This window comes from Ralstonia sp. AU12-08, assembly GCF_000442475.1.
Taxonomy (GTDB): domain Bacteria; phylum Pseudomonadota; class Gammaproteobacteria; order Burkholderiales; family Burkholderiaceae; genus Ralstonia; species Ralstonia insidiosa.
Genome location: NZ_ASZV01000002.1, coordinates 34,244 through 59,940 on the forward strand (window position 1 = coordinate 34,244; position 25,697 = coordinate 59,940).

Annotated in this window: 23 protein-coding genes; 5 read left to right on the top strand and 18 right to left on the bottom strand. The window is 63.6% G+C overall.

Translation table 11 applies throughout. The features are described 5' to 3' along the window. Positions 1–26 precede the first annotated feature (26 nt). Positions 27–569 (top strand): spermidine N1-acetyltransferase, encoded by a 543-nt coding sequence (speG, locus tag C404_RS31050; protein ID WP_021192563.1) that lies wholly within the window; start codon positions 27–29, stop codon positions 567–569. A 13-nt stretch (positions 570–582) separates the two neighbouring features. Here the strand turns inward: speG and C404_RS31055 are convergent, their stop codons facing one another. After that, positions 583–1,287 carry an ArsR/SmtB family transcription factor gene (locus tag C404_RS31055; RefSeq protein WP_031328636.1) on the bottom strand — a complete coding sequence of 235 codons (705 nt, stop codon included), beginning with the start codon at positions 1,285–1,287 and terminating at the stop codon, positions 583–585. A 102-nt stretch (positions 1,288–1,389) separates the two neighbouring features. Between C404_RS31055 and C404_RS31060 the strand changes: the two genes are divergently transcribed. From C404_RS31060 to C404_RS31070, 3 genes are all read left to right on the top strand, one after another. Continuing rightward, positions 1,390–2,520, top strand: coding sequence for a cytochrome P450 (locus C404_RS31060; RefSeq protein ID WP_021192565.1), 1,131 nt, complete (start codon positions 1,390–1,392; stop codon positions 2,518–2,520). Positions 2,521–2,569: 49 nt separating this feature from the next. Continuing rightward, positions 2,570–2,914, top strand: a complete 345-nt coding sequence (locus C404_RS31065) for an antibiotic biosynthesis monooxygenase family protein (RefSeq protein ID WP_021192566.1) — start codon at positions 2,570–2,572, stop codon at positions 2,912–2,914. Positions 2,915–3,051: 137 nt separating this feature from the next. After that, positions 3,052–4,206 (top strand): Gfo/Idh/MocA family protein, encoded by a 1,155-nt coding sequence (locus C404_RS31070; protein WP_021192567.1) that lies wholly within the window; start codon positions 3,052–3,054, stop codon positions 4,204–4,206. A 43-nt stretch (positions 4,207–4,249) separates the two neighbouring features. On the opposite strand, the gene C404_RS31075 is transcribed toward C404_RS31070, so the two are convergent. The 17 genes from C404_RS31075 to C404_RS31155 all read right to left on the bottom strand — a co-directional run bounded on the left by C404_RS31075 (position 4,250) and on the right by C404_RS31155 (position 23,412). Then, positions 4,250–4,537 (bottom strand): hypothetical protein, encoded by a 288-nt coding sequence (locus tag C404_RS31075; protein WP_021192568.1) that lies wholly within the window; start codon positions 4,535–4,537, stop codon positions 4,250–4,252. A 168-nt stretch (positions 4,538–4,705) separates the two neighbouring features. After that, complete coding sequence (locus C404_RS31080; protein ID WP_021192569.1) at positions 4,706–7,945, bottom strand: bifunctional cytochrome P450/NADPH--P450 reductase; 3,240 nt, start codon at positions 7,943–7,945, stop codon at positions 4,706–4,708. Positions 7,946–8,093: 148 nt separating this feature from the next. Beyond that, positions 8,094–8,894 carry a DUF2968 domain-containing protein gene (locus C404_RS31085; protein ID WP_031328638.1) on the bottom strand — a complete coding sequence of 267 codons (801 nt, stop codon included), beginning with the start codon at positions 8,892–8,894 and terminating at the stop codon, positions 8,094–8,096. A 107-nt stretch (positions 8,895–9,001) separates the two neighbouring features. Further along, positions 9,002–10,420: a sigma-54-dependent Fis family transcriptional regulator gene (locus C404_RS31090; protein WP_021192571.1), complete on the bottom strand. Its 1,419-nt coding sequence runs from the start codon at positions 10,418–10,420 to the stop codon at positions 9,002–9,004. 15 nt (positions 10,421–10,435) lie between these two features. Beyond that, complete coding sequence (locus C404_RS31095) at positions 10,436–12,160, bottom strand: TadG family pilus assembly protein (RefSeq protein ID WP_235180602.1); 1,725 nt, start codon at positions 12,158–12,160, stop codon at positions 10,436–10,438. A gap of 22 nt (positions 12,161–12,182) precedes the next feature. Further along, a complete protein-coding gene (locus C404_RS31100) occupies positions 12,183–12,515 on the bottom strand; it encodes a DUF3613 domain-containing protein (protein WP_021192573.1) in 333 nt (110 codons plus the stop codon). Then, positions 12,512–13,432 (bottom strand): tetratricopeptide repeat protein, encoded by a 921-nt coding sequence (locus C404_RS31105; protein ID WP_031328640.1) that lies wholly within the window; start codon positions 13,430–13,432, stop codon positions 12,512–12,514. Before C404_RS31105 ends, C404_RS31100 begins: the two co-directional genes overlap by 4 nt. Before the next feature lies 1 nt (position 13,433). After that, positions 13,434–14,423: a type II secretion system F family protein gene (locus tag C404_RS31110; protein WP_021192575.1), complete on the bottom strand. Its 990-nt coding sequence runs from the start codon at positions 14,421–14,423 to the stop codon at positions 13,434–13,436. 13 nt (positions 14,424–14,436) lie between these two features. Continuing rightward, on the bottom strand, positions 14,437–15,363 hold the full coding sequence (locus C404_RS31115; RefSeq protein ID WP_021192576.1) for a type II secretion system F family protein: 927 nt from the start codon (positions 15,361–15,363) through the stop codon (positions 14,437–14,439). Next, positions 15,356–16,717 (bottom strand): CpaF family protein, encoded by a 1,362-nt coding sequence (locus C404_RS31120; protein ID WP_021192577.1) that lies wholly within the window; start codon positions 16,715–16,717, stop codon positions 15,356–15,358. Before C404_RS31120 ends, C404_RS31115 begins: the two co-directional genes overlap by 8 nt. Then, the gene (locus C404_RS31125) at positions 16,714–18,069 is read right to left on the bottom strand and encodes an AAA family ATPase (protein ID WP_021192578.1); all 1,356 of its coding nucleotides are present in this window, start codon (positions 18,067–18,069) and stop codon (positions 16,714–16,716) included. Before C404_RS31125 ends, C404_RS31120 begins: the two co-directional genes overlap by 4 nt. A 9-nt stretch (positions 18,070–18,078) precedes the next feature. After that, positions 18,079–19,446, bottom strand: coding sequence for a type II and III secretion system protein family protein (locus C404_RS31130; RefSeq protein WP_021192579.1), 1,368 nt, complete (start codon positions 19,444–19,446; stop codon positions 18,079–18,081). Beyond that, positions 19,439–20,365, bottom strand: a complete 927-nt coding sequence (gene cpaB / locus C404_RS31135; RefSeq protein ID WP_021192580.1) for a Flp pilus assembly protein CpaB — start codon at positions 20,363–20,365, stop codon at positions 19,439–19,441. The genes C404_RS31130 and cpaB overlap by 8 nt, the downstream gene beginning before the upstream one ends. 57 nt (positions 20,366–20,422) lie before the next feature. Then, complete coding sequence (locus tag C404_RS31140; RefSeq protein WP_031328642.1) at positions 20,423–20,917, bottom strand: TadE/TadG family type IV pilus assembly protein; 495 nt, start codon at positions 20,915–20,917, stop codon at positions 20,423–20,425. Positions 20,918–20,979: 62 nt separating this feature from the next. Beyond that, the gene (locus C404_RS31145; protein ID WP_031328643.1) at positions 20,980–21,444 is read right to left on the bottom strand and encodes an A24 family peptidase; all 465 of its coding nucleotides are present in this window, start codon (positions 21,442–21,444) and stop codon (positions 20,980–20,982) included. A 92-nt stretch (positions 21,445–21,536) separates the two neighbouring features. Beyond that, positions 21,537–21,722, bottom strand: coding sequence for a Flp family type IVb pilin (locus tag C404_RS31150; protein WP_021192583.1), 186 nt, complete (start codon positions 21,720–21,722; stop codon positions 21,537–21,539). A 574-nt stretch (positions 21,723–22,296) separates the two neighbouring features. After that, complete coding sequence (locus C404_RS31155) at positions 22,297–23,412, bottom strand: collagen-like triple helix repeat-containing protein (protein ID WP_374754734.1); 1,116 nt, start codon at positions 23,410–23,412, stop codon at positions 22,297–22,299. 570 nt (positions 23,413–23,982) lie between these two features. Between C404_RS31155 and C404_RS0129440 the strand changes: the two genes are divergently transcribed. Further along, complete coding sequence (locus C404_RS0129440; RefSeq protein WP_031328644.1) at positions 23,983–25,455, top strand: collagen-like triple helix repeat-containing protein; 1,473 nt, start codon at positions 23,983–23,985, stop codon at positions 25,453–25,455. The last annotated feature ends 242 nt before the right edge of the window (positions 25,456–25,697 follow it).

The window sequence follows — 25,697 nt, forward strand, 5'->3', positions numbered from 1 at the left end:
GCCCTCAACACAACAAGGACAACATCATGGTGATTGAAAAAGCCCGCGACCTTTCCCTGCGCCCGCTGGAGCGCAATGACCTGCGCTTCGTGCACGAGCTGAACAACGACGCGAAGATCATGCGCTACTGGTTCGAAGAACCGTACGAGACCTTCACCGAGCTTTCGCAGCTCTACGACCGCCACGTGCACGACCAGCGCGAGCGCCGCTTCATCTGCGAGAACGATGCCGGTGAAGCCGTTGGCCTGGTCGAGCTGATGGAGCTCAACTACATCCACCGCCGTGGCGAGTTCCAGATCATCATCGCGCCCGGCTGGCAGGGTCACGGCTATGCATCAACTGCGACACGGCTGGCGGTCGACTACGCCTTCATGGTGCTGAATCTGCACAAGCTGTATCTGGTCGTCGATGTGGAAAACGAACGTGCCATTCACGTGTACGAGAAATGCGGCTTTCAGCGTGAAGGTGAACTGATCGAAGAGTTCTTCAGCAACGGCGCGTATCACAACGCCTTGCGGATGTGCGTGTTCCAGCGCGACTACGTGAGCGCAGTGCGCGGCGCCAACTGACGAAGGCAGGCGCCTACGCTGTGCGCAGCCACGCGTGCAATTCGCGCTGCCCGAGCTCGGTCATCTGCAACGCGCGCGAATGCTTCTGCCGCGCCAGCCAACCCAACGCAATGCAACGCTCCGCCACAGCCGCACCGAGCGCACCCGCCAGATGTGGGCGGCGCTCGCTCCAATCCATGCAGCCGTAAGCAAAGCGGCGGCGCCCGCTGCGCAAGGTCACCACGTCGACACCGATGGCAGCAAAAGCACGCTCGCCTTCGGACGTAACGTCGTAGGCGGCATGCGTTGCATCAAGCTGTTCGAGCCAGCCGCGTGCCAGCAGCTTCTCTGATACCTCCGTGCCGAGCTGCCCGGCCAGATGGTCGTAGCACAGCCGTGCCGCGCGCAGGTTTTCAGGCACGGTCGAACGGCGTGGGTCTGCGGGTTTTTCCGGCGCGACCACCATCAGCGATTCGATCATCTCCGCCACCGCCGGCGAGCGCAGCCCGAAATACTTGTAGCGCCCGCTGGCCAGCGACGTGATCAGCGCATCCGCCTCCAGCCTGCGCAGGTGTGCGCTGGCGGTGGCGGGCTCCACGCCAGCACCGTAGGCCAGCTCCTTGGCGGTGAGCGAGCGGCCCTCCATCAACAGCAGCAGCATGCGGATGCGCGTCGGATCGCCAATGGTGGCGGCCACCCGGCCGATATCAGGTTGTGTCGCTGGGGAAGATGCGGTCATGGTTCGATGCAGACCAAACTGTTGGTGCGTGACAGGCGCGGGGCCAATCCAGACAATAGGGGCCATCTTACTCCCGCCCCCTCTATCAGGCCGACCGCCGCCATGAACATCACCTCCGCCCCGCCCGCCGATCCACTGCAGGCCATCGTGCATGCCGACCCCACGCCGTACTACGCCGAGCTTGCCGCCACACGCCCGTTCTTTTTCGATGCCGCGCTCGGCTGGTGGGTAGCCGCCAGCGCCGATGCGGTGGAGGCCGTACTGTGCAGCTCCGCCTGCCGTGTCCGCCCCGCAGAGGAGCCCGTCCCCAAAGCGGTAGCCGCCTCGCCAACGGGCACGTTCTTCGGCCGCCTCGTCCGGCAAATCGACGGGCCGGACCACGCTGCGCGCAAAGCCACGGTGATGGCTGCGCTGGGCCGATTGGATGTGGCCGCGCTCGCCAACCGCGCGCATCAACAAGCGCATGCCGCCCTGCCCGACGCAACCGCCCTGGACGCCGTGCTGAGCACCGACGCTCATTTCCGCGTGCCGCTGGCCACCATCGCGCAAACGCTGCTGGCCGATCAGGCCGACACACACGCCTGCCAGAACGACATCACCGCCTACCTGGCAGCGCTCGGCCCCCATGCCGATGCATCGGTGGTCGAACGTGCAGACGCTGCCGTCGGCCGCCTGCAGCAGCGCTTTGCCGACTCGCCGTTCGCCACCAGCGACGACGATGCCGACATCAGCAACCTTGCCGCCCTGCTCGCGCAAACCTATGATGCGTGCGCCGGGCTGCTCGGCAACAGCATCGTCACGCTGGCCCGGCATCCGGAGTTGGTCGAACGCCTGCATGCCGCACCGGAGGCGATTGAACCCTTCGTGCGAGAAGTCCTGCGCCTGGACGCACCGGTGCAGAACACCCGCCGCTTTGTCGCACAGGACACTGAATTGCTTGGACAACCGATGCGCGCAGGTGATCGCATCCTCGTACTGCTGGCCGCAGCCAACGTGGATGCCGCAGCCAACCCCAATCCATTGCGCTTTGACGTGGATCGCGCCCAGCCGCGCCTCTGGACCTTCGGCGGCGGCGCACACCGTTGCCCGGCGGAAACCCTGGCGGTGGTGATTGCACGCGAAACCGTACAACATCTATTGCGTCTGCCCGGCATTGCGCGATGGCTCGCCAACCTGGGCGAGATCACGTACCGGCCATCTCCCAACGCACGCATCCCCGTCTTCCAAGCCTGATCTGACGTTTCGACAACGCAACGATTCGATTCTCCACAGGAGCCCCACCATGATCGCCGTCATCTTTGAAGTCGTACCCGCCCCGGGCCAGCGCGATACCTACCTCAACATCGCCGCGCGCCTGAAGCCCTTACTTGAGCAGATCGACGGCTTCATCTCGGTCGAGCGTTTCCAGAGCCTCACCAACCCCGACAAGTTGCTCTCGCTGTCGTTCTTTCGCGATGAAGAGGCCATCAAGGCCTGGCGCAATCTGGAGCAACACCGCAGCGCGCAGCACGTCGGCCGCGAGAGCGCGTTTGCCGACTACCGCCTGCGCATCGCCCACGTCGTGCGCGACTACGGCCTGAACGAGCGCGAACAGGCTCCTGCCGACAGCCGCACCGAACACGCCTGACCTGCCGCCAAGCCCTGTGTGGCGCCCTCGGGCGTCCGTGGGCATCTCCTTTGCTGCTTCATTGCGGAGCCGGCACGGAATGACGCATCGCACCATCCCGCGTCACATCCGTGCGCAACGATTGCAAAGGAGTTGTCATGTCTACCGCTTTTCACGAGGCCGAACCTGCTCAGCAGGCCACATCCGCCCGCACCACGCAACGGCCAGTACGCTATGCCGTGGTGGGGGCCGGTTGGATCTCCCAGGCCGCCTTCCTGCCGGGCGTGGCGCATAGCGGCAACTCCGTTGTCACCGCACTGGTCACAGGCGACGCCACCAAGGCCAACGCATTGGCCAGGCGCTATGGCATCGAGCACGTCTGCGACTATGCCGACTATGAGCACCTGCTGACCGGCGGAGAGATCGACGCCATCTATCTCGCCCTGCCCAACGACATGCACCGGCAGTACGCGCTGCCCGCGCTGCAGCGCGGCATCCATGTCCTGCTGGAAAAACCCATGGCCACCAGCGAGGCCGACTGCGAAGCCATGATCGAAGCAGCCCGCCTAGGCAACGCCAAGCTGATGATCGCGTACCGGCTGCATTTCGAGCCGGCCACGCTGGCCGCCATCGAACTGGTGCGTGCAGGCACGCTGGGGCGCATCCGTGCGTTCTCGGCGGTGTTCAGCCAGTCGGTTGCGCCGTCCAATCACCGCGCCCGCCACGGTTACTGGGCGGGGCCGGTATCCGACATGGGCGTGTACCCGATTAACGCTGTCCGCAATCTGTTTGGTGAAGAACCCGTGGAAGTGGCCGCCGTCGGTGTGCGTGATCCGGACCTGACCTTCAACTTTGACGACACGGTGGCCGTGACGCTGCGCTTTGCCGACCATCGCGTCGCGCAATTCACCGTCAGCTACAGCGCAACGTGGGTGGACCAATACCGCATTCTCGGCACCAAAGGCGACCTGGAAGTCTCACCGGGTTTTACGTTTGGATCGGGCTTGCGGCACCGCCTCACGCTCACCGGCCAGACGCAGGAACGCGCATTCGATGCCACCAACCAGTTTGGCGGCGAACTGCAGTACTTCTCCGACTGCATCCTGAACGACCTGGAGCCGGAACCGAACGGCGAGGAAGGCTTGGCCGACGTGCGCATCCTGGCCGCCATCGAGCGTGCGTTGGAATCAGGGCAACCGCAAAGCCTGGGGCCGTTTCATCGCCACGGCCGCATGGAGGCCGCACAGGTGCGCAAGCTGCCGGCCGTGTCGGCACCGGAACTGGTGGATGCGGCAGAGCCAAGCGTGGGTTGAAGCGGAAGGAACCGCGCCCGCAACGAACGGCAGGCGCAGGGAGTTACAGCTTGATGCGCTGCACAGCGTCACGCATGCGCAGGCGGGTGGAAACGTCGGAGTTGTTGTTATTGCCGCCATCGGTTTCCATGGCGTTGTCGCAGCGCCATTCGGTGGCTGCACCGCTCTCAGTCAGCGCGCAGACGCGGTGGGTCCAGCGGTCCCACACGAACACATCGCTGCCGGCCTCGCCGGAGAGCAGCGGTTCAAACCGGTACATCCACAAGTACCCAAGACCCAACAGGGTGATTACCAGGATCGCCATCCAGGACGCTTTGATTCGGCGCCACATTGTCATTTCTCCTCGCAGAAGCGCCGCGCCGGACGCGTCAGACAGTGCGTCGCCAAGCTCAAAAAACGCGGTGCTTCAAACGCAAATCGTAACATGCGGCGTGCCCGCCTCTGTCCGGCGGCCCGGACGGTGCGGCGGTGCAGCGATGCGCAAGCGCCCTCTGCGACCTCAGTTGAATACGTCCTGGCGGTAGCGTCCGGACTGCATCTGCTCGGTCAGCCAGTCCGATGCGGTGGCCAGATCACTCCCGTAGCGCGCCTGATGCATACGGATGAGCGTGTCGCGCACGGCCGGTGCCATGGCGCGGCCGTCACCGCAAACGTACAACGTGGCGCCAGCGTCGAATGCGGCCCAGACTGCCTCGCGCGGATCCCATAGGGCGTGCTGCACGAAGCGATGCGGGTGGCTGTCTACGCATGAGTACGCGGGCAAGACCTGCACCACGCCAGCGTCTTCCCAGGCGCGTAGGGCATCGCGGTAGAGGAAATCGTGCTCGGGATGCCGGCAGCCAAAACACAGCAGCGATGTCGCAACGGCCTCACCTGCCGCCTGCTGTGCGGCTCGCTCCTCCAGAAAACCCCGGAACGGCGCGATGCCCGTGCCGGCGCAGATCAGCACCATCGGCTTGCTGGCATCCACATCGGGCGCGAATGGCGGATTGGGGGTTCGTACGGTGGCAGCGATCTCCGCGCCGGCCGGCAACTGCGTCAGGTAGTTCGACGCTGTACCGCGATACGTGCCGACGCCCGACCATGCCGGCCCCGACACCGTGCCCACCGTCAGCGCTGCCACATCCGGCGAGACGCGCGCCGATGAGGCAATCGAATAGAAGCGCGGGCGCATCGCCCCAAGACGCGCGAGAAAGCCCTCCAGCGTCAGCTCGATGGCCGGAAAGCGGATCAGCAGATCCAGCACGCTCACGTGTGCAGCCTGGATGTCCTGATCGAAACGCTGTGCTGCCGCCTCCCCGTCGATCCACACGGCAAGCTGGCTGCGCGTGAACGGGCAGCGCGTTATCGCATGCAATGCGGTGATGTCACGCGCGGTGGCCGTGTCCTGCAGCTCGACAAAGTCGCGCAGCAGTTGGCGCACGGTCACTGGCTGGTTGAGCGGCAAGTGCCGCACATGGGCGTGCTGCGCCGTCAGCGTGACGAGCGCCTCGCCTTCCAGGCCGAGCCGGGCGATGGCCGCCTCAACACGATCATCGGCATTGCGCGGATAGACGGCGAGGTGATCGCCGGTGGCATAGGTCACGCCTTGGGGCAGCCGCACGGTCAGATGACGCGTCGGGCCACGCGGCGCCTCACGGGTGAAATCCCACAGGCCGGTGGGATCGCAGACGAGTTCCTCATTGGCGAGCACCGTCATGCTGCGTGCGGCAGCCGGCAATACGGTGGCACGTACGGCATCCGGCGCGAGGTATTGCACGCTGACAGCGGCAGCGTCGGCCTGCACCTGCCGCGCGCCAAGGGCCGCCCACAGACTGCGCGTCCAGGCATCGACGGCCGTATCGAAACCGCCATTGCCGTCGGCCTCACCGCGCGGCACGACGGCCTGTGCACCCGCGGCGGCCAGCATGGCGTCCACCCGCTTGGGAAACGCCTGGAACGCCGGCCACTGCGAGTTACCGCAACCCAGCACCGCATAGCGCAAGCCGGGCGCAAGCCGGACCAGCGCATCGGCAGAATCGAGGCGCCCTTCCAGCGTGCGGGCACTGTCCGGCGCACGGCCGTTGTAAGTCGCCGCCACGACGACGAGCGTGCCTTGCTGCGGCAACGCATCGGCAATGGCATCCAGCGGCGCCACCTTGGCAGCAAAGCCGGCGCGCGATGCGGTGGCGGCAATCTGCTCGGCAATGTCCTGGCAGGTACCGAGGCTGCCGCCGTACAGCACATGCATCGGCTCCCCACCGCCGGCCAGCGTGGTTTGTGTATCGGCATCCACCGTCAAGTCGGCCTGCGACGGCACCGAAACCAGCAGCCGCTCCCGCGCGTTGCGCAGCCGCGCACGCAGGCGAAAACCGTCCGGTTTGAGTGTCAGCGTTTCCTTAATGTGGAACGCATAGTCGTGCGGATCGGACAGCGCAAAACGCTGCAGAATCACGGCCAGCGCCAGCTTGGCTTCGGTCAGCGCGAACTGGCGGCCGATGCACGCGCGCTCGCCGTTGCCGAAGGGCTTGTAGGCATGCGGGTGGATGCGGGCTTCGTTCTCGGGCAGGAAGCGATCGATGTCGAACACTTCGGGGCGATCCCATACGGCGGGGTCGCGGTGCAGCGCCATCAGTAGCGTCACCACACGCTGATCCTTGCGGATGGCATAGCGCCCACCGATGCGCGTGTCTTCGTACGGCGCCACGCCAAAGCTCGGTGCGGTCGGCCACAGGCGCAGCGTTTCCTTCAGCACGCGCTCAATCACGTCGAGCTGCGCCAGGTGCGCGTACTGCGGCACGGTGTCGCCCGGGAGTATGCGATCAACCTCGGCATACGCCTGCGCCAGCACGGCCGGGTGGCGCAGCAGCATGTACAGCGCGAACGTCAGCAGCCCGCTCGTGGTCTCATGCCCGGCAATCAGGAAGGTGATGACCTGGAAGCGGATGTTGGTGTCGTCCAGCGGCAGATCCGTCACCGGATCGCGCGCATTCAGCATCAACCCCAGCAGGTCGCTTGCCCCCGTGCCGCCATCCTGCGCGTGGCGGCGCTTGCGGATCACCTCGTCCACCAGTTGATGCATGGCGGCCACATCCCGCTCGAAGCGGCGATGGTGCTCATGCATGAACCGGTCTTTGAACGGCAAGCGCGTGAGCTTGCCCATCGCCTCGGACAGCACGCCCGCCATGGCTTCCAGGAATGGATGCAGCGCGGGCGTCTTGAACGAGTCAAAGCGGTATCCGAAGCCGGCCAGCGAGATGGTGTCGAGCGTGAGCCGCGTCATGTCGTCGGCGACGGAGATGTCGGCGTCGGGGCCTTGCCGCGTCCATTTATCGGCCAGCGCGCTGGCCACTTCGAGCATCACGTCAAAGTAGCCCTTCATGGCGCGCTGGCTGAAGGCCGGCAGCAGGATGCGGTGGGCCTTGCCCCAGTTGGGTTCGTCCTGATGTGCGGTGAAGAGGCCGTCGCCTGCCCCGGCACGCAGGAAGGACAGTGGCGGGCCGATCAGCTTGCGAAAGCGGGTTTCATCGCACAGCTCGGCCACCAAGTCGGCGGAATAGACGAACGGGACGCAGCGGCCGACAAAGTCGAGCTGGTACAGACCTTGGGGAAACTGCCGGCTGATCTCCAGAAACGTCTGGGCTACGCGGTCTTTGGGTAGTTGAAGCAGGTTGCCCAGCCACGGCAGGCCCTTGGGCTGCGGGATGGGCTCCGCCGCTGCGGAGGAGGCGTTGGAGGGCAACTCAGAGGCAGAACGCATGCGCGGTCGACTGCGAAAATGGGTTGTCTGCCAATGTACGCGCCGCCCGGCGCAGTATCAAACGCCATTGCCGTGTTTGAATGCCGCCCCCTAAAAGCGCATCGGGCGACCCGTGGGTCGCCCGATCTGGGGTACTGCGATGTGGTGATCAGCGATTGCGCTGCAATGAATTGAACGGCGCGTTGACCTGCGCTTCCAGCGCGCGGATCTGGCGCTGCAGTTCGTCCACGCGGGCGCGGGCGGCGCGGCGCTCCACATCCAGCGTGTCGGCCTCGGAGCGGGCAACCTTTTGGCGCTCCTGCGCCTGGGCCTGCTGCTGGCGTTGGATGTCCAGGTCAGTCTTCAGGCCGCGCAGCTTTTCTTCCTGCGCTGCAATTTGGCGCTCGGAGCGCTCCTTCTGGGCTTCGAGGCGAATGCGCTGCAGCTCCAGATCGGCCATCGTGCGCGTCTGCTTGGCGAAGTCGTTGTAGAGGCGCTCTGCAGCGGCTTCGTTGGTGGTCTTGATGACGCGCCAGAGGTCTTTCTGCTGGAACAGCGTCACGTAATACGTCAGGTCGCTTTGGGCAAACAGCAGGCTGGCGCCGTAGGCGCCGTTGTAGGTCGTGCGCAGCTCCGACAACTCGTGAGCCTGCATGCGGCGCTGCAGATCCAGCACGGTGCTGTTGCCGGCTCCATTGCTGGCCGGGCTCTCGGCACGGGCGGTGCTGTTGCTGGCTGCAGGCGTGCTGGTGGCAGCCGTTGCGGTGGTCTGGCCAACGGTGGCGGTCAGTGCTGGCACCGGCGCGGCTGCGGCAATCGGCGCGATGGCGGTGGGTGCTGCAGCCGGGCTCTGCGCCACGGCAGATGTGCAGGCGGTACCGCCCACCATGACTGCCACCGCGGCCGCGATGGCCAATCCCCTCTGAAACGCCTGTTGCGACGCTTTCCCTGACTGTTTTGTTGTTGTCATCTCGACCCTGTGGATTCTGCGCAGGTGTTGCAGCCGAAAACTATACGCGATCCGCTGCCCGAGTGGCGTGCCGGGGGTCCCGTCGGGTGGGAGGGTGTTGTATGGCGTCACTCCATCTCACGCAACTCGGCTTCGCCGTCAGCGATCTGGTATTTGCGCATCTTCTCCCACAACACCTTGCGGCTGATGCCCAAGGTGGCGGCGGTGTCCTGGCGGCGCCAGTTGTTGGCATCCAGCGCGGCCAGGATGCGGCGGCGTTCCTCATCGCCGCCACTGCCGTTGCCACCACTGCGATCATGGCCGTTGCCGCCATTGCCACCGTTGCCGCCGTTGGTCTCGCGCTCGAATGCGTCGCGCTGGAGGCCGGCAAACAGGGGCAGGATGCGAGCCTCGTCCCAGCGGCCGAACTGGCGCAGGGTGATACCGAGACGTTCAGCCAGGTTGCGCAGCTCACGCACATTGCCGGCAAAGTACGCGCGGCCGACTGACGCCCTCACCCATTCCGGCACCGGCGGCATGCTCTCGTAGGTCTTGTCACCCAGCAAATGCCGCAGAAACGACAGCAGCAGCGCCACCTTGTCGTCTGGGCCGCGCTGCTCCAGGCTGGGGATCCGCAGCTCGATCACAGCCAGACGGAAGTACAGGTCTGCCCGGAACTGCCCTCTGGCGACCATCTCGCGCAGGTTCTTGTTGGTGGCCGCCACCAGACGGAAATCCAGCTTCACGGGCACGGTCGAGCCCAGCCGCGTGCACTCGCTGTCTTCCAGCACACGCAGCAGCTTCACCTGCTGATACAGCGGCAGGTCGCCCAGTTCATCGAGGAACAGCGTGCCGCCGTTGGCCTGCTCGAAATACCCGCGGTGCGCATACATGGCACCGGTGAACGCGCCCTTGGCATGACCAAAGAACTGCGATTCGAACAGCCCATCGGGAATGGCGCCGCAGTTGACCGCCACGAATGGGCCTTTGCCGTACATACGGTTCTTGTCGTGCAGCAGGCGGGCGATGCGCTCCTTGCCGGCGCCAGTCTCGCCGTAGAGCATGACGTTGCTGTCGCAGTCGGCAAAAGTGTCGACCTGCTCCAGCAGCCCGTGCATGGCCGGCGATGCCGCGACGAGATCGCTCTGGTCGGGCGCCTGTTCCTGCGCCGACGACATCGACGGCAAGACCTTGCTGATCTGCGCGCGCAGCTCGGTGGCGCCAAAATCCGGCCCAAGCACGTAGGTGTATTCGGGCGGGAAGCGGCTCGAATCGTGCTGCGTGTCCGCCGCCACCCAGATCACGGGCATGCCCTGCGCGGCTTGCCAATCCAGCACGGTAAAGCCGCCGCTTTCCACCACCGACGCGCTGATGATGGCGACGCTAGGCTTGGCGCGTGGCTCAGCCGGCTGGAAGTCGATACCGCCTGCGCGGATCACCTCCGCACCAAACGGCGCCATGAAGCGCGCCACACGATCGGCAATGTCGTAGCGCCCTTCCCAGACAAAGATATCGAGCGTTTCGTACGCCCAGCGATCGGTTTTCATGTCATCGCTTCCATGTCAGAAAACCAGCTCGACGGAATCGCAGTCGAGCGAGAGGAGTTTGATGTCGGCATAGCCGAGTTGGATGCCGAGTAGTTCGAGCAGAGGTGTGAGAACGGTATCGAGCGTCAGGCCGATCGACGCCACTACCGGCGCAAGGATGGCCGCGCCCGCCGCACCGAGCGGAATGGTTCCCACAAGCGGGAGTGTGGCGTTCAACTGAAGTTGATTCAGATTGCTGTTCAAGATTGAGCCGAAGACAGATTGCGTCGCAACGCGCGGTGGAGAGTTACCGCTCGTATCCGTTTGAGGATTCAATCCGATCTGGGATGCGGCAATGGTTTCGTCGCTCCAGTTGGAATTGGCGGTGGGCGATACGTTGGCTTTGATAGTTACTGCTCCCAAAAGGCCCAAGTCCACCAAAGGCGCAGGCGATGCTGCTGCGCAGTTCATTGCGCCATTCACTGCGGTAGCCGCGCCCGCTGCGATGCATAACGACACAGGCTGAGGTTGGGCTGAGATGGTGGCAGTCGAATTCTTGCGAGGGACTGTACAACTGGTCGATTTTGCGTGTGCCTGTGCACCAGCCACCTGTAGACCAATCGGCAAATCAAGGCCTGCGAGGAGCAGATTGGCGTTCACGTCCAACCCCAACCGCACTTGGGCCGTGCGCGCCTGCGTCTTCCACTGCCCCGCGTTTGGCCCCGAAAGGAATTGCCCCGGTGGCCCAACAGCAATAACCGGGGGCTCGATGATTTTCAGCGACAGCGTCACCGCCCCCAGGTTGAGAAGGTTCAACGTGACCGGCGCCACGCTCACCGCCGATTGACTGTTGGCAATTTGTGCGGCGGTCGTCAGCAAGTCCAGCACATTGACCGTGGCATCGAGCGCGGCCTGCTCATTGCCAGCGAGGGCAAGCACCGAGAGCAACCCCGGAGACGACGCTCCGCCATCGCCAATGTTGATTGGCAAATTCAAGTCGTTGCCAAACGACAGCGTGTTGCTGGCCCCTGCCCCGCCCACTGACACACCCGCCAGCCCGGATTGCGACGCAACGGAAATGACCGCATTGAAGAACGTCCCCAGATTGGGCGACAGCGCCAGCAACTGCTGCATGGACCCCGCGCCGAGCGCCACGGCCAGATCCGCGAGGCGGATGTTGGTCGTGGCGAGCCCCTGATACGAGACAGCGTCGAGGTTGAGGTTGGTGTGCAGCAAATACCCGAGCAACTGGTTCAGCAATCCGTTGTTGATGGACGCCAGCCCAGAGCCGAGTGAAAACGACACGATGGACGTGTTCTTTGCGATTGCGGTGGCCTGCAACTGCCTATTTCCGACGAGGAAGAAGTACGGCACCTTCTTGGTGATCGTCACTTGCGCTGCATTGGTGTTGCCGTCTACGGCAGCTTGCGCGGTGAAATACGTCGGTGCTGTACCGGCGCTGGCATCCCACACCCCGGGTACGACCGTCAGCGTGACGTTGGTGCCGTCGACGGTCAGACCGTTCTGCACCACCGACTGCTGCGCTGCATTGGGCAAATCCAGCCGCTGCACTGCTGCCATTGCCGCAAGATCAGCGGAACGCTGCAGCGCGCGCTGCGTATAGAAGAGATTGCCAATGTCGATCGACACCAGCACCGCCAAACCAACGGTGGCGACAAAAATGGCCGTCATCACGCTCACGGCACCGCGCATGCGGCGCAATGGAGTGGCGGGTCGACGAAGGCGGGTGGTGGATCGCATCACGTCGGGGACTGATTGCAGCTCAACGCGTCGACGGCTGTGCCGCGCTCTGGGTAGAAGCACGCGTGCCTGTGCTCTGCGCGGCCAGGCTTGGCATCGGCTGGTTGAATGAATTGAGGTAGCGCTGGTAAGCCAGCGCAGCCTGCTCACCTCGCAACGGCACCAATTCGCCCGCATATGCCCCATCGCGCTGGGCTTTAAGTAACGCGCGCGTGGCGTCATTGACGTTGGTTCCGACCTTGGGAGCCGTTAATGCAGCACTCTGCGCGTCTGCCCCAGAGAAACCCTGGGCGGCAGCCATGCCACACGCCAACCATGCCGTCAAACCGGCAGCCATCAAAATGCGATCGATCATTGCGCCGCCTCCAAGGTATCGAGCAGGCGGCCGCGCTGTAGCGCCAACGGGCCGACCGAAGTGCGAACAGCATTGGCAGCCGCGGTAGGTGCCCCCGTCGACGAAGCTGCCGCCACAGTTCGCGGGGCCACCGGTGCAGTCTCACGAGCAATGCGGCGATCACGCCAAGCGCTACGTACACGCACCACGTCGTCGTCGATGGCTTTGCGCGCCGACGGTGTCAATTGCGCATGGGAAGCCAGCGATGCGGCATCGTCTTTGCGGTCGTTCACGGTCAGCCAGATCACAAGGTTTCCGGAAATCTTCGGGCTACCGGCAGCCATCTGTTGCGCCTGCATCAGGGGCACGCGGGCTTGCTCGACCTCGCCAGCGCGCATCAGGGCATAGCCGTAGTCGCTTGCGGTGTTGGGGTCGGTTGGGTTGGCTTGGGCCGCCACCTGCAGCCGGCGCGCAGCCTCAACAAAGTTGCCCTGGCGGCCTGCGGTGATACCCAACCCGCGCCAGGCGCCGGCATTGAGCAATGCGCCCTGCGTGCCCGCTCCCATGGCGGAGGTCGCCCCCACCACCGCGCGGTATTCGCCGTCAGCCGCTGCAAGCTGATCGGTCTCGCGCAACGCATCGGCATGCAAGAGCATCACCTCCGGCGTGCGGCCATAGCGCTGCTGATAAGCATCGATATGCGCCAACGACGCGTAATACAGCCCCTGCTCCTGCATCCGGCGGATCAATGACAGATACGTCGCCGGGTTGGTGATCTCTGCCTTCTCCTGGCTTTGGCGCTGACGTGCCATTTCAATGTCGGCATCAGCACGCAGGCTCATGTCAGAGGTGGCCATCGAGCCGCAACCGGCCATCAGCACCGTCAGGATGGAGAAGCCAGCCAACCGTATGTGGACCGCCTTCGGGATTCGTGTCATCTCAATGTCCCCCGGTTTGTTGCAGGCTGCGCATCACGCTCATGAAGCCCGGCCCTGCGGTGATGATCAGCAGCGCTGGCAGCAGTGTTATCACCATGATCATGGTCATCTTGACGGTCAGCTTGCCCACCTGCTCTTTCAGGCGGGCGCGGCGATTCTCCTGCAGGCGACCGCCGAACTGCCGCAGCGGCTCCTGCACGGCGCCGCCAAAACGGTCAACCTGGGTGAGCAGCGTGATCAGGCCTTTCAGATCCTCGTTGTCGAACAGCCGGGCAATACGCAGCAGTGTCTGCTCGCGCGGACGGCCCGACGCAAACTGCTGGTTGGCCCGGCCGAACTCCCCAGCCAGCACAGGCAGCATGCTGTGAAACTCATTGGCAATCACTTGCAGGCTCTGGTCGATCGACAAACCTACGCCTTGCAAGAGCCGCAGCATATCGACCATCACGGGCAACTCCTCATCGACGCAGCGACGGCGGCTTTCCTTACGGCGCCCGAGCAACCACTTTGGCCCCAGATAGCCCAGCGCAAAGCCGACGAAACCCCATATGAATCCAAACAGTATCGAAGACGCATGCAGCACACCGACAACAGCCAGCAATGGAGGCAGAACGATGCGCGTACCGCCGAACACGGTGCGAGCGTGCTCTCCGTAGTAGCCACACTCTTCCAGCAGCTTGCGGTCTTCATCGGTGACGATTCGGCGCCCCAGGGCAGTGTCAATCCAGCGCTGGCCCACCTTGGCAATCTGCTGCTGAATCTGCTGAGCCTCACGCGCGCCGTGGGGGCTCGCCTTGGCCACTGGCGGCATCGCCGGCGTTGCCGAAGCGGCGATTGGTTGGGCCGTCGTCGCTCGCATATTGGACAAAGCCGTATCCAGCTTGCGCGCGCTGCGATGGCGGGTAAGCGTTGCTCGCAATGCCAATCCGCCGAAAACCAGCACGCCGGCGGCTGCGGCAGTAAGGCTGAGGGTAATGAGCGCATCGTCCATGTCGTCCCCTTCCCTAAACCGATTTCGCCAGCCTAGCGAGCAAGATCGCACCAAGCACTTCCATGCCAAACGCCGTCAGGATCAACGTCTTACCGAACGAATCACGCCACATCGACATGATGTAACCGGCGTTGGACATGATGATCAGGCCCCCAACCACCACCGGCAGCAGCCCGATGATCCATGCCGACATGCGCGTCTCAGCCGACAATGCGAACAGTTCGCGCTGCGCCTGCTGGCGGTCACGCATGAAAGCCGCGGTTCGCTCCATCACAATGTCTGCGCGTCCGCCATAACGCAGTGACAAACGCAGCACAGACGACAGCAGAACCAATTCATTGACGCGGTACTGCTTGCCCACTGCCAATACCGCCGCATCAAGATCCTTGCCAGCACGCTGCATCTGCGTAATGGCAATCAGGCATGAGCGCAATGGCTGCTCGGTATTGCCACTGGCAGCCTGGAATGCCGCCGGCACCGCACTGCCGATGCTCATCAGGCGCACCACGCCATCCAGGAACCCCGGCAGTTGCTGCAGCAGGCGTTCATTCATCTTCTGTGTGCGGTTCCAGAAGAGGAAGACAGCAATAAGAACGTACAGCCCAAGCGCCATCACCGCAGACAGCAGGCCCGACACGGCCCATGCAATTAGTACGATGACCAGCGCCGGGACAATCAACAGCATGTAGAAGCGCCGACCCGGCTCGATGTCGGCGCGGCGCAGCGCGTCATTCCAGGCCCGAGTGATGGAGTCGGGCACGCTGGCGGGCACCGCCTCTGCATTAGGCAGATAGCGTGCATTGATCTGCTCGGTCTGCGCGCGCACAAAACTGCGCGATGCCTCGCGCTCACGTCGGCGCACGGACTCCGCCCACAGCATGAGCGATGCGCCCATCAGCAGGAGTGCCAGGCAGCCGAACCAGAGCGTCGCGTTAGACATGGAAGCGGCCTCCGTTTCCGAATCCGCTCATCCCACCGTCCATGCCACCGCCCTCCACACCGCTGTTGCGCATGCGTGCCAGCTTGGGGGAATGCGGTTGCAGGCCGAGCGCCGTCCAGCGATCAACCTCTTCGCCGTCCGGGCCGGTATAAGGCTCGTAGCGATACAGCTCCTGCGTAGAGATGATGTTGTCGCCCAGCCCCGTGACTTCCGTAATCGACAGGATGCGCCGCTTGCCGTTGGACAAGCGCCCGATCTGCACGATGAAATCGATGGCATTGGTGATCTGGCGACGCAGGCTCACCTCGCTTCCCTGGAAGCCGGCGAAGCCCGCCAGCATTTCCAGCCGATACAGGCATTCACGCGGGCTGCTGGCGTGGATGGTGCCCATCGAGCCATCGTGGCCGGTACTCATGGCCTGCAGCATTTCCAGCACTTCGCCACCGCGCACTTCACCCACGATGATGCGGTCCGGGCGCATACGCAGGCTGTTGCGCAGAAGCTCGCGAATCGTCACCACACCAGTGCCCTCAAAACCACCGGGCCGGCTTTCCAGCCGTACCACGTGCGGGTGGTTGAGCGACAACTCCGCCGTGTCTTCAATGGTGATCACGCGCTCGGTGGTCGGGATGTGATACGCCATGGCGTTGAGCAGCGAGGTCTTGCCCGAGCTCGTGCCGCCGCTCACCAGGATATTGCAGCGTGCCCGCACGGCGGCTTCGATCAGCGCGCCGATCTCTTCATTCATGGTGCCCAGGCCTAGCAGGTCTTCGGGCTTGAGCGGGTCCTTGCGGAACTTGCGGATCGACACCACCGGCCCTTCCAGCGCCAACGGCGGAATGACCACGTTGATACGGCCGCCGTCCGGCAGGCGCGCATCCACCATCGGGTTGGATTCATCCAGCCGGCGGCCAATCGGCGCGAGGATGCGGCGCACGATACGCAGCAGGTGGTTGTTGTCGGCAAAACGCACCGGAATGCGCTCCAGCACGCCGTGGCGCGACACGTACACATCCAGGTGGCCGTTGACGAGAATGTCTTCCACCGCAGGGTCGGCCAGCAGATCCTCAATCGGGCCGAAGCCCGCCAGTTCCTTGGTCAGCGCCTCGGCAATCTGCCGCACCTCCGTCTCGTTGACGGGAATGCGGCGCATGCGCGTAAAGCCCTCAACTTCCAGATCGACAAAGCGCTGGATAGCCGTACGCGACCAGCGCCCGAACTCTGCACCCAGCTCCTCAATGCGCGTGAGCAAATGCTCGTGCGCTGCTTCCTTGATGTCCTGGAAGGCCTGCGTGACAGCAAACGCGCCGTTACCTGCGTCCGCCTGGTTGGAAAACTCGATGGGTTGTGTCATGTCGCGTTCCGTCCAGTGGTGCCCAGATCCAGTTCGTCCTGGTCTGACGATTTACGTTTGAGGCGCTCGGCCCGGCCTTTGCTGAGCCGCCCTCCCAAGCGCGCACGTGCACCCGCCACCCAACCTGACATGCCCGAAGCACGCTCGCTCTGCTGCGCATAGCCCAGTGTCTGCGCAATGTGGGCCAGCGCCTTCACGTAGACGTCGGTCGGGTGGGTTTCCGCCAGCATTGCGCCTTGGTTGGAGGCAATCACCAGTGCCTCACGGCGGCTCGGTACAGTCAGTACCGAGGGGATCTCTAGTCGTTCGGCAATCTGTGCTGCGTCCAGTGAAAGACGCGTGTCGAACTTCGAGATGGTCAGATGCAGGTGATCGCGATCAATCTCGCGTTTCTTGAGCTCCTGCATCAACTCAGCTGCCGAGACAATCGCACCCACACTCTGCTCTGTCACCAGCATCACGTCGTCGGCGGCTTTGACCAGTTGGGCAATGAAGTCGATGTTGCCGAAACCGCCCAGGTCAACCACCTGCAGATCAAAGAACGTACGCAGGCGGTTTAGCAGCCCGAGTGCCTCGGAGAACGAAATGTCGCGCATTTCCGCCAACGAGATCGGCAGCGGGAGCACCGCCAGTCCATTTGGATGGCGCGACAGGGCCGTCTGTACAAACACCTGGTCAAAACGGCGCAGGTTGCGCACGGCTTCCACAAAATGGAAGTTGGCTTGCACGTTCAAGTACAGCGCACCGTCACGCAGCGGCTGGCCGAGGTCCATCAGCATCACATCACTGGCCGATGTGCGGCGCACCAGCGTGGCCAGATTGGTGGCAAGCGTTGTGGCGCCCACGCCGGGGCGTGCGCCGAGCACGGCCAGCACGCGGCCACGACGTGTCGGCTCAGTGGAGGCGCGCTCGGCCAGCAGGCGGCGCACCACGCGCACGGCCTCGGCGGGAGCGCCTTCCACGTCAACGAAATCCTTCACGCCAGCGCGCAGTGCAGCCAGCATGGCACGGCCGTCGGTGGCCGAGCCGACAGCCACCAGCGGCAGCCCCGGAAACAAGCGCGAGAGCTGTCCGACCAGTTGCGTCGCCTCGCCAATGTCGTCAGCGCCCTCGCCCAGCTTCTGATCCTGGTCTGGCACGTCGATCAGTGTGGGGGACGACGCAAAGCGCACGAACACCACTTCGGGGTTCACCGAGCCGATCTGCTCCAGAAACGCGTCGTGACCGGTGGTCTCTGCCACCAGTACACCCAGTTCGCGAATCGCAGCGGCCAGCCAGCGGTGCACGCCCGCCGCCTGTGCATCGCCCTGCACACCACCACGTGCGCCACCGTGCAGAAGGAAGTAGTCCATGCCCGCCCCTTACTGCGAGAAGCCGGGCATGGTGGCCGGATCCGCCACCCCCAGTGCAAACGGGCGCCAGACGGCCTCGCCTGCGGTGTCACGATCCTGGCCGCCAATCTGGCCGGGCAACATCTTCTCGATGGGCGCGTTGCGTGCCATCGGCTTGACCAGATGCGGCGTCACGATGATCACCAGTTCACGCTCCTCCTGGTTGTAGTTCAGGCGCTTGAAGAACGTCCCGATGATCGGCACGTCGCCTAGGAACGGCACCTTGTCGACGTTGGAAAGCGTGGAGCGGCTGACCAGCCCGCCGATGACGAAGCTTTCGCCGTCGCCCAGCTCCACAGTGGTATCCGCGCGACGTGTGACGATGGCCGGCACCGTCGCACCGTTAAGCGTGATGCCGCGGCTGAAGTCGAGGTCGCTGGCCTCTGGCGCCACCTTCAGGGCAATGCGGTTTTCCGACAGGATGGTGGGCGACACCGTCAGTCCGATACCGAATGGCTTGTATTCGATGGTGGTCGTGCCCAATGCCTGCGGCACGGGAATCGGAATCTCACCACCAGCCAGAAAGTTGGCACTCTGCCCTGAGAGCGCGACCAGGCTGGGCTCGGCCAGCACGCGTGCCATGCCGTTCGATTCAATCAGGCTCAGGTTGGCGAAAATGCCCTTGCTAACAGAGCCGACCAGCAGGTTGAAAGCCGAACTGAGCGGCATGGTCGATTGCGCACTCAGCCCCGTCGACGGACTAAACGTGGCCTGTGTAAGCGACGACGGTGAGAACGTGCCAAACGAGAATCCCCCTTTTGTGCGCATGAAGTTCAGGCCCGACTCCTTCAGCACCGTCTTGCTGAACTCCACCACACGCACGTCGACCTGCACCGTGCCGGGCACATTCATCGAGGTGTTGTCGATCACGTTGCCATTCTTTGGCTTTTCACCTCCGCTGGCAGCCGCGGCCGAGCGGCGGGCACGTGCCAGCGCATACACATCTTTGGCCTGACCAGACACCACGGCGGTGTCGCCCTGCGTAGTCACATTGGGGTCGCCTGGCTCAGACACCGCAGCATCAACCTGAACGTTGTAGGTCGTGGCGGCGCCGCCTTGCGTCCAGACCATGACGCTGGCCGCACCCGGCTTCTTGGCGATGATCAACAGGCTGTTCGCCGCACCGCGCCCTTTGAGCAAGAGCGCGTCCGCAATCTCGGGATTGCCGATCGCAATGCGCTCGAGCGGCTTGCCCAGGCGTACCTCGCGTTGACTGCCGGTCAGCAGATGCAGCGTCTGCCCAGCCGGCACCGTCTCGGCAAATGCAGTCGATACGAAAGCGGCGCAGCCCCACGCGAGTGCGCCCGCCCAACCGCGAACCACGGCGGCATCAGTCATGTTGCTCCTCACGTTTACCTGCACGGATGATCTCGACACCGGTGCTGGCAGTGCTGCTGCGCACAGTCGTGCGTGCTGCCGCAATTGCGGGCAACGGTGTTGGCTGCGTCAGGACAGGGCGGCGCGGCGACCCTGTCAGGCTGGACATCAAGACGCCAGCCTGTGCCACGTCCATCGGGTTGCGATTGGCAGCAGCCAACAATGCGGCGTCCTGCGGTTTCACCGTGGGTTCGGCATCGTCCCCTGGGTTGCGCAAGGCAAGCAGGAGGCGGCCGCTCTGATGAGCCATCGCCAGTTGACTGACGGCTTCCACAGGCACCGCCAGCACGGCTGTCCTAGCCTGGTCGACCTTTCGCGTGACCGTGTTGCCATCCGGCTGCTTTTGCGGCCCCTCATTGACCGCCAGCGGTCCGAACGCCAGCACGCGCAGATGCGGCAACAACAGATGCGCCTGGCTGTCCTCGATTTCCTGGCCATCCTTGCGCACCACGAGGAACACGTCCACGTAGTCACCCGGCGTCACGCGGTTGCCAACGCCGATCACCTCATCAACGGTGATCGCAATCGCGCGCTGCCCCGCCACCACCTGCTGCGCCAATCCGGATGCAAGTTGGGAGGCAAGCAGCGGCACGCCCACGCCAACCGGGAGAATCGGCTCGCGCCCCACCACCTTGGACACATCGGAGAACGCCTCGGCCGGATTGATCGGCAACTGCTCAATGCCCAGTTGGTCCGCTGTAATGGGCTTGCCAGGCTCCAGCGGTTTGACCGTGACAACAATCGGGTAGGCCGTCTTGCCGTCTTTCTGCACGGCTACCGGCGCGGGCGGACGATGCGCACTCTTCCATGCCACAGCGCCAAGAATGGCCGCAAGCAGCAACAGCACGGCGGCGAAGATCTGGAGATGTTTGCTGGTCATCTAGGCAGCCTGTCGATGCAATCGCTAAGTAGAGAAGAACTGGTGGGCCGTTACGCCTCAAGAGCCCGGCACAAGCTGCACGATCGCCGAACCCGTCAGCGTAGACGGCACTGGCAGCAGTGGAATGGAAGGCAAAAGCGGGGTGGCGCCAGTGGTAACCGGCAGCGTAAGCACGACGCTCAGACATTGCATGCTCGCGATGGTTGGGCACGTAACCAACGGCGATCCGCTTTGGTTGGTTGTGACCTGCGAGCGAATGGAAACAGGCAGCGCTGCGTTGACAGCCGTGTAAGCAGCGGTCACGCGTTGGATATTGGAAGATTGGTAGCGCAGAGCAGCTCGGGCACCCTCTTCAGCCGCCAGCGTCAGCACTTGCTGCATGGCCAGGATTACGCCGTAGTACACGATCCCGAGCATGAGCACCAGAAGCACAGGCAGGACAACGGCAAACTCGACCGCCGTCGCGCCGCGGCTACGGCGCCGCCTGGCCGCAAACATACGCACGCCAGAGTGCAGCCGTGCACTCTCCCGTTCCCATTGCAATGTCGGCATGGCCGACTCCTTTTCTTATCAGGCCGCTTGGCGGCTCTTTTTCAGCTCTTCAACTGTCCCGGCTACATGCCAGGCAGCCACGGCATCCGCATCGCGGCGGGCACCCAGGGCAGGCTCAGCAAGCCGATGGCCATATGCGCTGCGTAAGGAATGCCTCGGCGTCCAGCCTGCGCGGTATCCCAGCGGGTGATCGCCGGACACACTCGCATCACTAGCCAGGCAGAGGGCGACGACGCGTCGAGCTGACGCAGTGCCATGATCGCAAGCGCATGCAGCCCAGAAATCATGCTGGAGACAAGCCACAAGGCAACTAGGCCATGCCAGCCAGCCAGCAACCCGGCCACTGTGAAAAACTTGACGTCACCTGCGCCCATCCAACCCAGCGCATAAAGCGGCAGGAAGCAGACGAACGCGATCGCCCCACCGAGCCAGAAGTCCTGCCAGTCATAGGCAAGTGCTGTCACGCCGCCAAACTCGATCAGCACGATAGACAGCACCACGCCAGCGGCGACGAGCCAGTTCGGCACGCGCCGTGAGCGAAAGTCCAGCGTGATGGCAAGAATGGCGAAAACTACGACACTGACCCAGCCTGCGGTATCTATATGGCCATACCAGTGCGTCAGCACGTGGTGGCACCACCGCCCCTGATCGCACCGCAAATGTTGTTGAACACGTTCGTCAGGTCGGTACCCAACGCTTTGATCGTGGCTGCAATCGCTGCTGCGATCAGGCCCGCGATCATGCCGTACTCGACGGCTGTGGCACCTTGTTCATCGCGAAGAAATTTCAAAACGGCGTTTTTCATGATTGCTCTCCTGTTTGCACTCGCCCACGGATGCTGTTGATCTTGACCAGCCTGCGGTGCTCCGGCCGCGACCAGTTCATATTGGCTAATAACGGATAAAACGCTTGGGTATTTATAGCGATGACACGATCGAAATAAAATATTTTCGCTGCATCATCTTCGCTTTACCAACAAAGCAAAGCTCAAACGCCATCAGGTGATCCTGGTCCCGCAAAAACACCCGATGGTCACCGCACACCCCAACCCGTTACCTCACCATCAGAATGTCACGTATGTCACGTAACGTTCCGTAACGGTTTTATAGGCGTGCGGCGCCGCAAACAAAATAACTCAAGTGAGGTACTTGCACTCAATTAGAGTTAAGTCTCTATTTAATTTTATTAAAGCCTCGTCAACCCCCTGAAAACTAATGGAAATCCCTTAATGATCCGCAGATTACATCCATTAAGTGGACGGGTTCTCCATTAATCCAAGGGCTGATCTGAACGCTCCCCATTCTCTGTCCTGGCAAAAAAAGGATGCGCGAGCGACGGGAACACGCCCGCGCACCTTCAAGAGCACAGACAGGTACTGCTCAGTGCGCCAGGCTGCTTACGCCGCCCAGCAAGTTCGTAACAGGCGCCAACGGATTGCCGCCCGATGCACCGCCGGCTGCGCTGGTCACGCCGCCCAACAGGCCAGTGACAGGCGCCAGGGGGTTGGAGCCGCCCGCGGCACCGCCTAGCAAGCCGGTAACGGGCGCAAGCGGGTTGCTGCCGCCAGCGGCGCCGCTCAGCAGGCCGGTAATGGGCGCCAAGGGGTTGGAGCCACCGGCCGCACCGCCCAGCAAGCCGGTCAACGGTGCCAGCGGATTGCCGCCGCCCGCGGCACCACCCACGCCGCCGAGCAAGCCACTCAGCGGATTGCCGCCAGACGAGCCGCCTGCAGTGCCTACGCCACCCAGGGCAGCCACCGTAACCCCAACAGAGGAAACCACCGGGCCCAGGGTTGAAACTACCGGCACGCCAGTCCCGGTGATGGTGTTACCGGCACCAGCCACGCCGCCGCCAACCGCACCCAGCAAGGTATTGAGACCGCCGCCCAGGCCAGTCGCATCACCCAGCATTTGCGTTGCATTAGTCACTTGCGTGGTGACCGGCACGATGGCCGAGCTGGCCTGCTGCGTGACTTGCTGCACCGCGCCAGACGACAGCGCGCTGCCCAGCAACGTGCCGCCGCCAATCAGCGCTTGGCCAACCTGCTGCACGCCACCGCCGACCGGCTGAGTGATCGGTGCAAGCGGCGCGCCCGAGCCTTGGCCCAGGCCCTGCACAAGCGTACCGGCGCTAACCGTGGTTTGGCCGAGGTCTGTCACGACGTTGCCGGTGCTGGCCACGGTCGTGCCGATCGGATTCGGGTTCTGGCCCATCTTGCCCAGACCGGTTTGTACACCCAGGCCCAGATCGCTGACGGCCTTGCCGGCGTTGCTGACCGTACCGCCCAGGCCAGCCTTGGCTTGGTCGGAAAGGCCCGGAATATTCGCGTTCTGCAGGGTCGTGCCGAGGCTGCTGATAGCCTGCCCCGTCGCCACAACGGTGTTGCCGGTGCCGTTGGCGACCTTGCCGACAGGCGTCACACCCGTCAGATCGTTCGGGCTGGGGTTCGGCGAGCTGCCGGAACCGCCACCACCCGAAGAGCACGCTGCCAGCATGAGAGCAGCAACGGCGCACGCCAGCGGCATGACGTGGATGGTGCGAATGGTTTTCTGGATCTGTTTCATGTCCCGTCCCCTTCTCAAGGATTTGTCTTAAGCCTTACCTGTTGTATCTGAGCTCGGTATTGCGAACTGCGGGCCAGATTCTGCAATTGCCATGCCAGCCTGATTAGAGAGAAACCTCGACTGTTGAAGAGCGGCGTCGCAACAGGCTTTGCGGACAGCGCATCCGGCATTACCCGAACACGACGGACCGACGTTACGGTCGGAAAACCAGTGTTCCCGGCGTTACGTTGTAACGTGACACGGAACACATTCGACCCAAACATAACCTCCATAGCAAACGTTTCCCTCCCTCGGTAGAGGGGCAGGGTAAATCCTATATTTCAGTTAATTTTCACTGTTCCTCCATTTTCAAAGGGCAAATCACCCCGGATTCCAATAATCGATTACGCATGGCGCAATAATCAAGACATGGCACACCGTTTGCAGAGTCAGGCTACCCAAATCGACATTGGGACCTTTTTCCAGCTGACAAAAGCGGACTTTTAAAACGGGAGAACGATCATGAATAAGAACATCAAGTGCCTGGCAGCCACGATGGCAAGCCTGTTGGTCTTGGGCGGTTGCGCCAGCTCGGGTTCGGGTGATATGGGTGGTGCGCTGGGTGGCTCAAACGGAGGCGGCGGCTCGAACAACAATACGGGCGGCTCAACGCCGTCACCTTCGCCTTCGCCCTCTCCGTCGCCGTCACCTTCGCCCTCTCCGTCCCCGTCGCCCTCGCCGACGCCCGCACCGGCGCCTCTTACGCCGGCTGGCACGATCATCAACAAAACGGGCAATGTCGTATCAGCCACTGGCTCGGCGGTCAGCGGTATCGGCTCGGACATCAAGAACGCACCACTGCCCTCGCAGTTGAGCGGCGTGCAGAGCGGCCTGGGTGGCGTGGTGGATAACGTTGGCACGACCGTTTCGGCGCTCGGCGCTGGCGTACAGAATGGCCTCGGCAGCATCGGACGCAATCCGGATCCGGTTGGCACCACGGTGTCGAGCCTTGGTAACGTGGTCACAGGCGCAGGCAACACAGTCACCAGCGCCGGTACGCTGGTCAACAATCTGGGCACTGGCCCGCTGGCGCCGCTAGCCCCTGTGACGACGCCGCTGGCTGGCGTGGTCACGCAAGTCGGCCAAGCCGTTGCCAACGGTGGCGGCACACTGGGTACGGCGCTGTCGACCGGCCCTGTGCAGCAGCTCACGCAGCAACTCAGCACGGCTATCGTGCCGATTACTTCGCAGCTCACCAATGCAACGCAAACGCTGGGGGCAACCACCGGCCTGGGTTCACCGGTCAACACGCTGCTGGGCCAGTTGGGCGGTGCGGTCGCCAACGGCGGTAGCGCCATCACCGCAACCCATGCACCGGTCGTCGGCAACCTGGGCGGTGTGGTGACGGCGGTCGGCAATACGGTTGGCGCGCTGGGTGGCGCGGTGTACTCGCCGACGACGTCGCCAGGCGGCAACCCGCTGGCTCCGATTACTGGCCTGCTCGGCGGCCTGGGCGGGGCGACGGGTGGCTCCAACCCGCTTGCGCCAATTACCGGTGCGCTCGGCGGCTTGGGCGGTGCAGGTGGTAGCAATCCGCTGGCACCCATCACTGGTGTGTTGGGTGGCTTGACGGGTGGCGCGGCTGGTGGCGCCAACCCGCTCGCACCGATTACCAGCGCGCTCGGCGGCTTGGGTGGTGCGGGTGGTAGCAATCCGCTGGCACCCATCACTGGTGTGTTGGGCGGCTTGACGGGTGGCGCGGCTGGTGGCTCCAACCCGCTCGCACCGATTACCGGTGCACTCGGTGGCCTCGGCGGTGCTGCTGGCGGCAGCAACCCGGTCAGCTCGATCACGGCACCGGTGGGCACGGTTGTCACCACCGTGGGCAGCGGCCTGACTTCAGCCGGCGCAGCAACGCCGCTGGCACCGGTAACCGGTACGGTGGGCGGCCTGCTGGGCACGGTGGGCGGCGTACTGGGCGGCACGCGTCACTAAGCAACGCGCAGTACAACGCGCGGCGGATCGGCCTGACCAGCCGGTCCGCTGTTGCGTTTCAAACGCGATGATGCCGCGCGAAGCGGCATGATTGCTGGGCCAACGGGCACGAAGTCACACACCATTGGTATGAACCATGGCGTTGCGTCGCGTGAACGTTGCTTCTATGTGTTTTGTTGTAAAGCACCATGTCTCGCGGTTATCGTTCCATGCAGTGCGCAACCATGCGCAGCGTCGACCGG

What these genes read in the sequence shown, in the direction of transcription:
- speG (WP_021192563.1), top strand. Translation starts at nt 27, where the DNA reads ATGGTGATTGAAAAAGCCCGCGACCTTTCCCTGCGCCCGCTGGAGCGC.
- C404_RS31055 (WP_031328636.1), bottom strand. Translation starts at nt 1,287, where the DNA reads ATGACCGCATCTTCCCCAGCGACACAACCTGATATCGGCCGGGTGGCC.
- C404_RS31060 (WP_021192565.1), top strand. Translation starts at nt 1,390, where the DNA reads ATGAACATCACCTCCGCCCCGCCCGCCGATCCACTGCAGGCCATCGTG.
- C404_RS31065 (WP_021192566.1), top strand. Translation starts at nt 2,570, where the DNA reads ATGATCGCCGTCATCTTTGAAGTCGTACCCGCCCCGGGCCAGCGCGAT.
- C404_RS31070 (WP_021192567.1), top strand. Translation starts at nt 3,052, where the DNA reads ATGTCTACCGCTTTTCACGAGGCCGAACCTGCTCAGCAGGCCACATCC.
- C404_RS31075 (WP_021192568.1), bottom strand. Translation starts at nt 4,537, where the DNA reads ATGTGGCGCCGAATCAAAGCGTCCTGGATGGCGATCCTGGTAATCACC.
- C404_RS31080 (WP_021192569.1), bottom strand. Translation starts at nt 7,945, where the DNA reads ATGCGTTCTGCCTCTGAGTTGCCCTCCAACGCCTCCTCCGCAGCGGCG.
- C404_RS31085 (WP_031328638.1), bottom strand. Translation starts at nt 8,894, where the DNA reads ATGACAACAACAAAACAGTCAGGGAAAGCGTCGCAACAGGCGTTTCAG.
- C404_RS31090 (WP_021192571.1), bottom strand. Translation starts at nt 10,420, where the DNA reads ATGAAAACCGATCGCTGGGCGTACGAAACGCTCGATATCTTTGTCTGG.
- C404_RS31095 (WP_235180602.1), bottom strand. Translation starts at nt 12,160, where the DNA reads ATGCGATCCACCACCCGCCTTCGTCGACCCGCCACTCCATTGCGCCGC.
- C404_RS31100 (WP_021192573.1), bottom strand. Translation starts at nt 12,515, where the DNA reads ATGATCGATCGCATTTTGATGGCTGCCGGTTTGACGGCATGGTTGGCG.
- C404_RS31105 (WP_031328640.1), bottom strand. Translation starts at nt 13,432, where the DNA reads ATGACACGAATCCCGAAGGCGGTCCACATACGGTTGGCTGGCTTCTCC.
- C404_RS31110 (WP_021192575.1), bottom strand. Translation starts at nt 14,423, where the DNA reads ATGGACGATGCGCTCATTACCCTCAGCCTTACTGCCGCAGCCGCCGGC.
- C404_RS31115 (WP_021192576.1), bottom strand. Translation starts at nt 15,363, where the DNA reads ATGTCTAACGCGACGCTCTGGTTCGGCTGCCTGGCACTCCTGCTGATG.
- C404_RS31120 (WP_021192577.1), bottom strand. Translation starts at nt 16,717, where the DNA reads ATGACACAACCCATCGAGTTTTCCAACCAGGCGGACGCAGGTAACGGC.
- C404_RS31125 (WP_021192578.1), bottom strand. Translation starts at nt 18,069, where the DNA reads ATGGACTACTTCCTTCTGCACGGTGGCGCACGTGGTGGTGTGCAGGGC.
- C404_RS31130 (WP_021192579.1), bottom strand. Translation starts at nt 19,446, where the DNA reads ATGACTGATGCCGCCGTGGTTCGCGGTTGGGCGGGCGCACTCGCGTGG.
- cpaB (WP_021192580.1), bottom strand. Translation starts at nt 20,365, where the DNA reads ATGACCAGCAAACATCTCCAGATCTTCGCCGCCGTGCTGTTGCTGCTT.
- C404_RS31140 (WP_031328642.1), bottom strand. Translation starts at nt 20,917, where the DNA reads ATGCCGACATTGCAATGGGAACGGGAGAGTGCACGGCTGCACTCTGGC.
- C404_RS31150 (WP_021192583.1), bottom strand. Translation starts at nt 21,722, where the DNA reads ATGAAAAACGCCGTTTTGAAATTTCTTCGCGATGAACAAGGTGCCACA.
- C404_RS31155 (WP_374754734.1), bottom strand. Translation starts at nt 23,412, where the DNA reads ATGCTGGCAGCGTGCTCTTCGGGTGGTGGCGGTTCCGGCAGCTCGCCG.
- C404_RS0129440 (WP_031328644.1), top strand. Translation starts at nt 23,983, where the DNA reads ATGAATAAGAACATCAAGTGCCTGGCAGCCACGATGGCAAGCCTGTTG.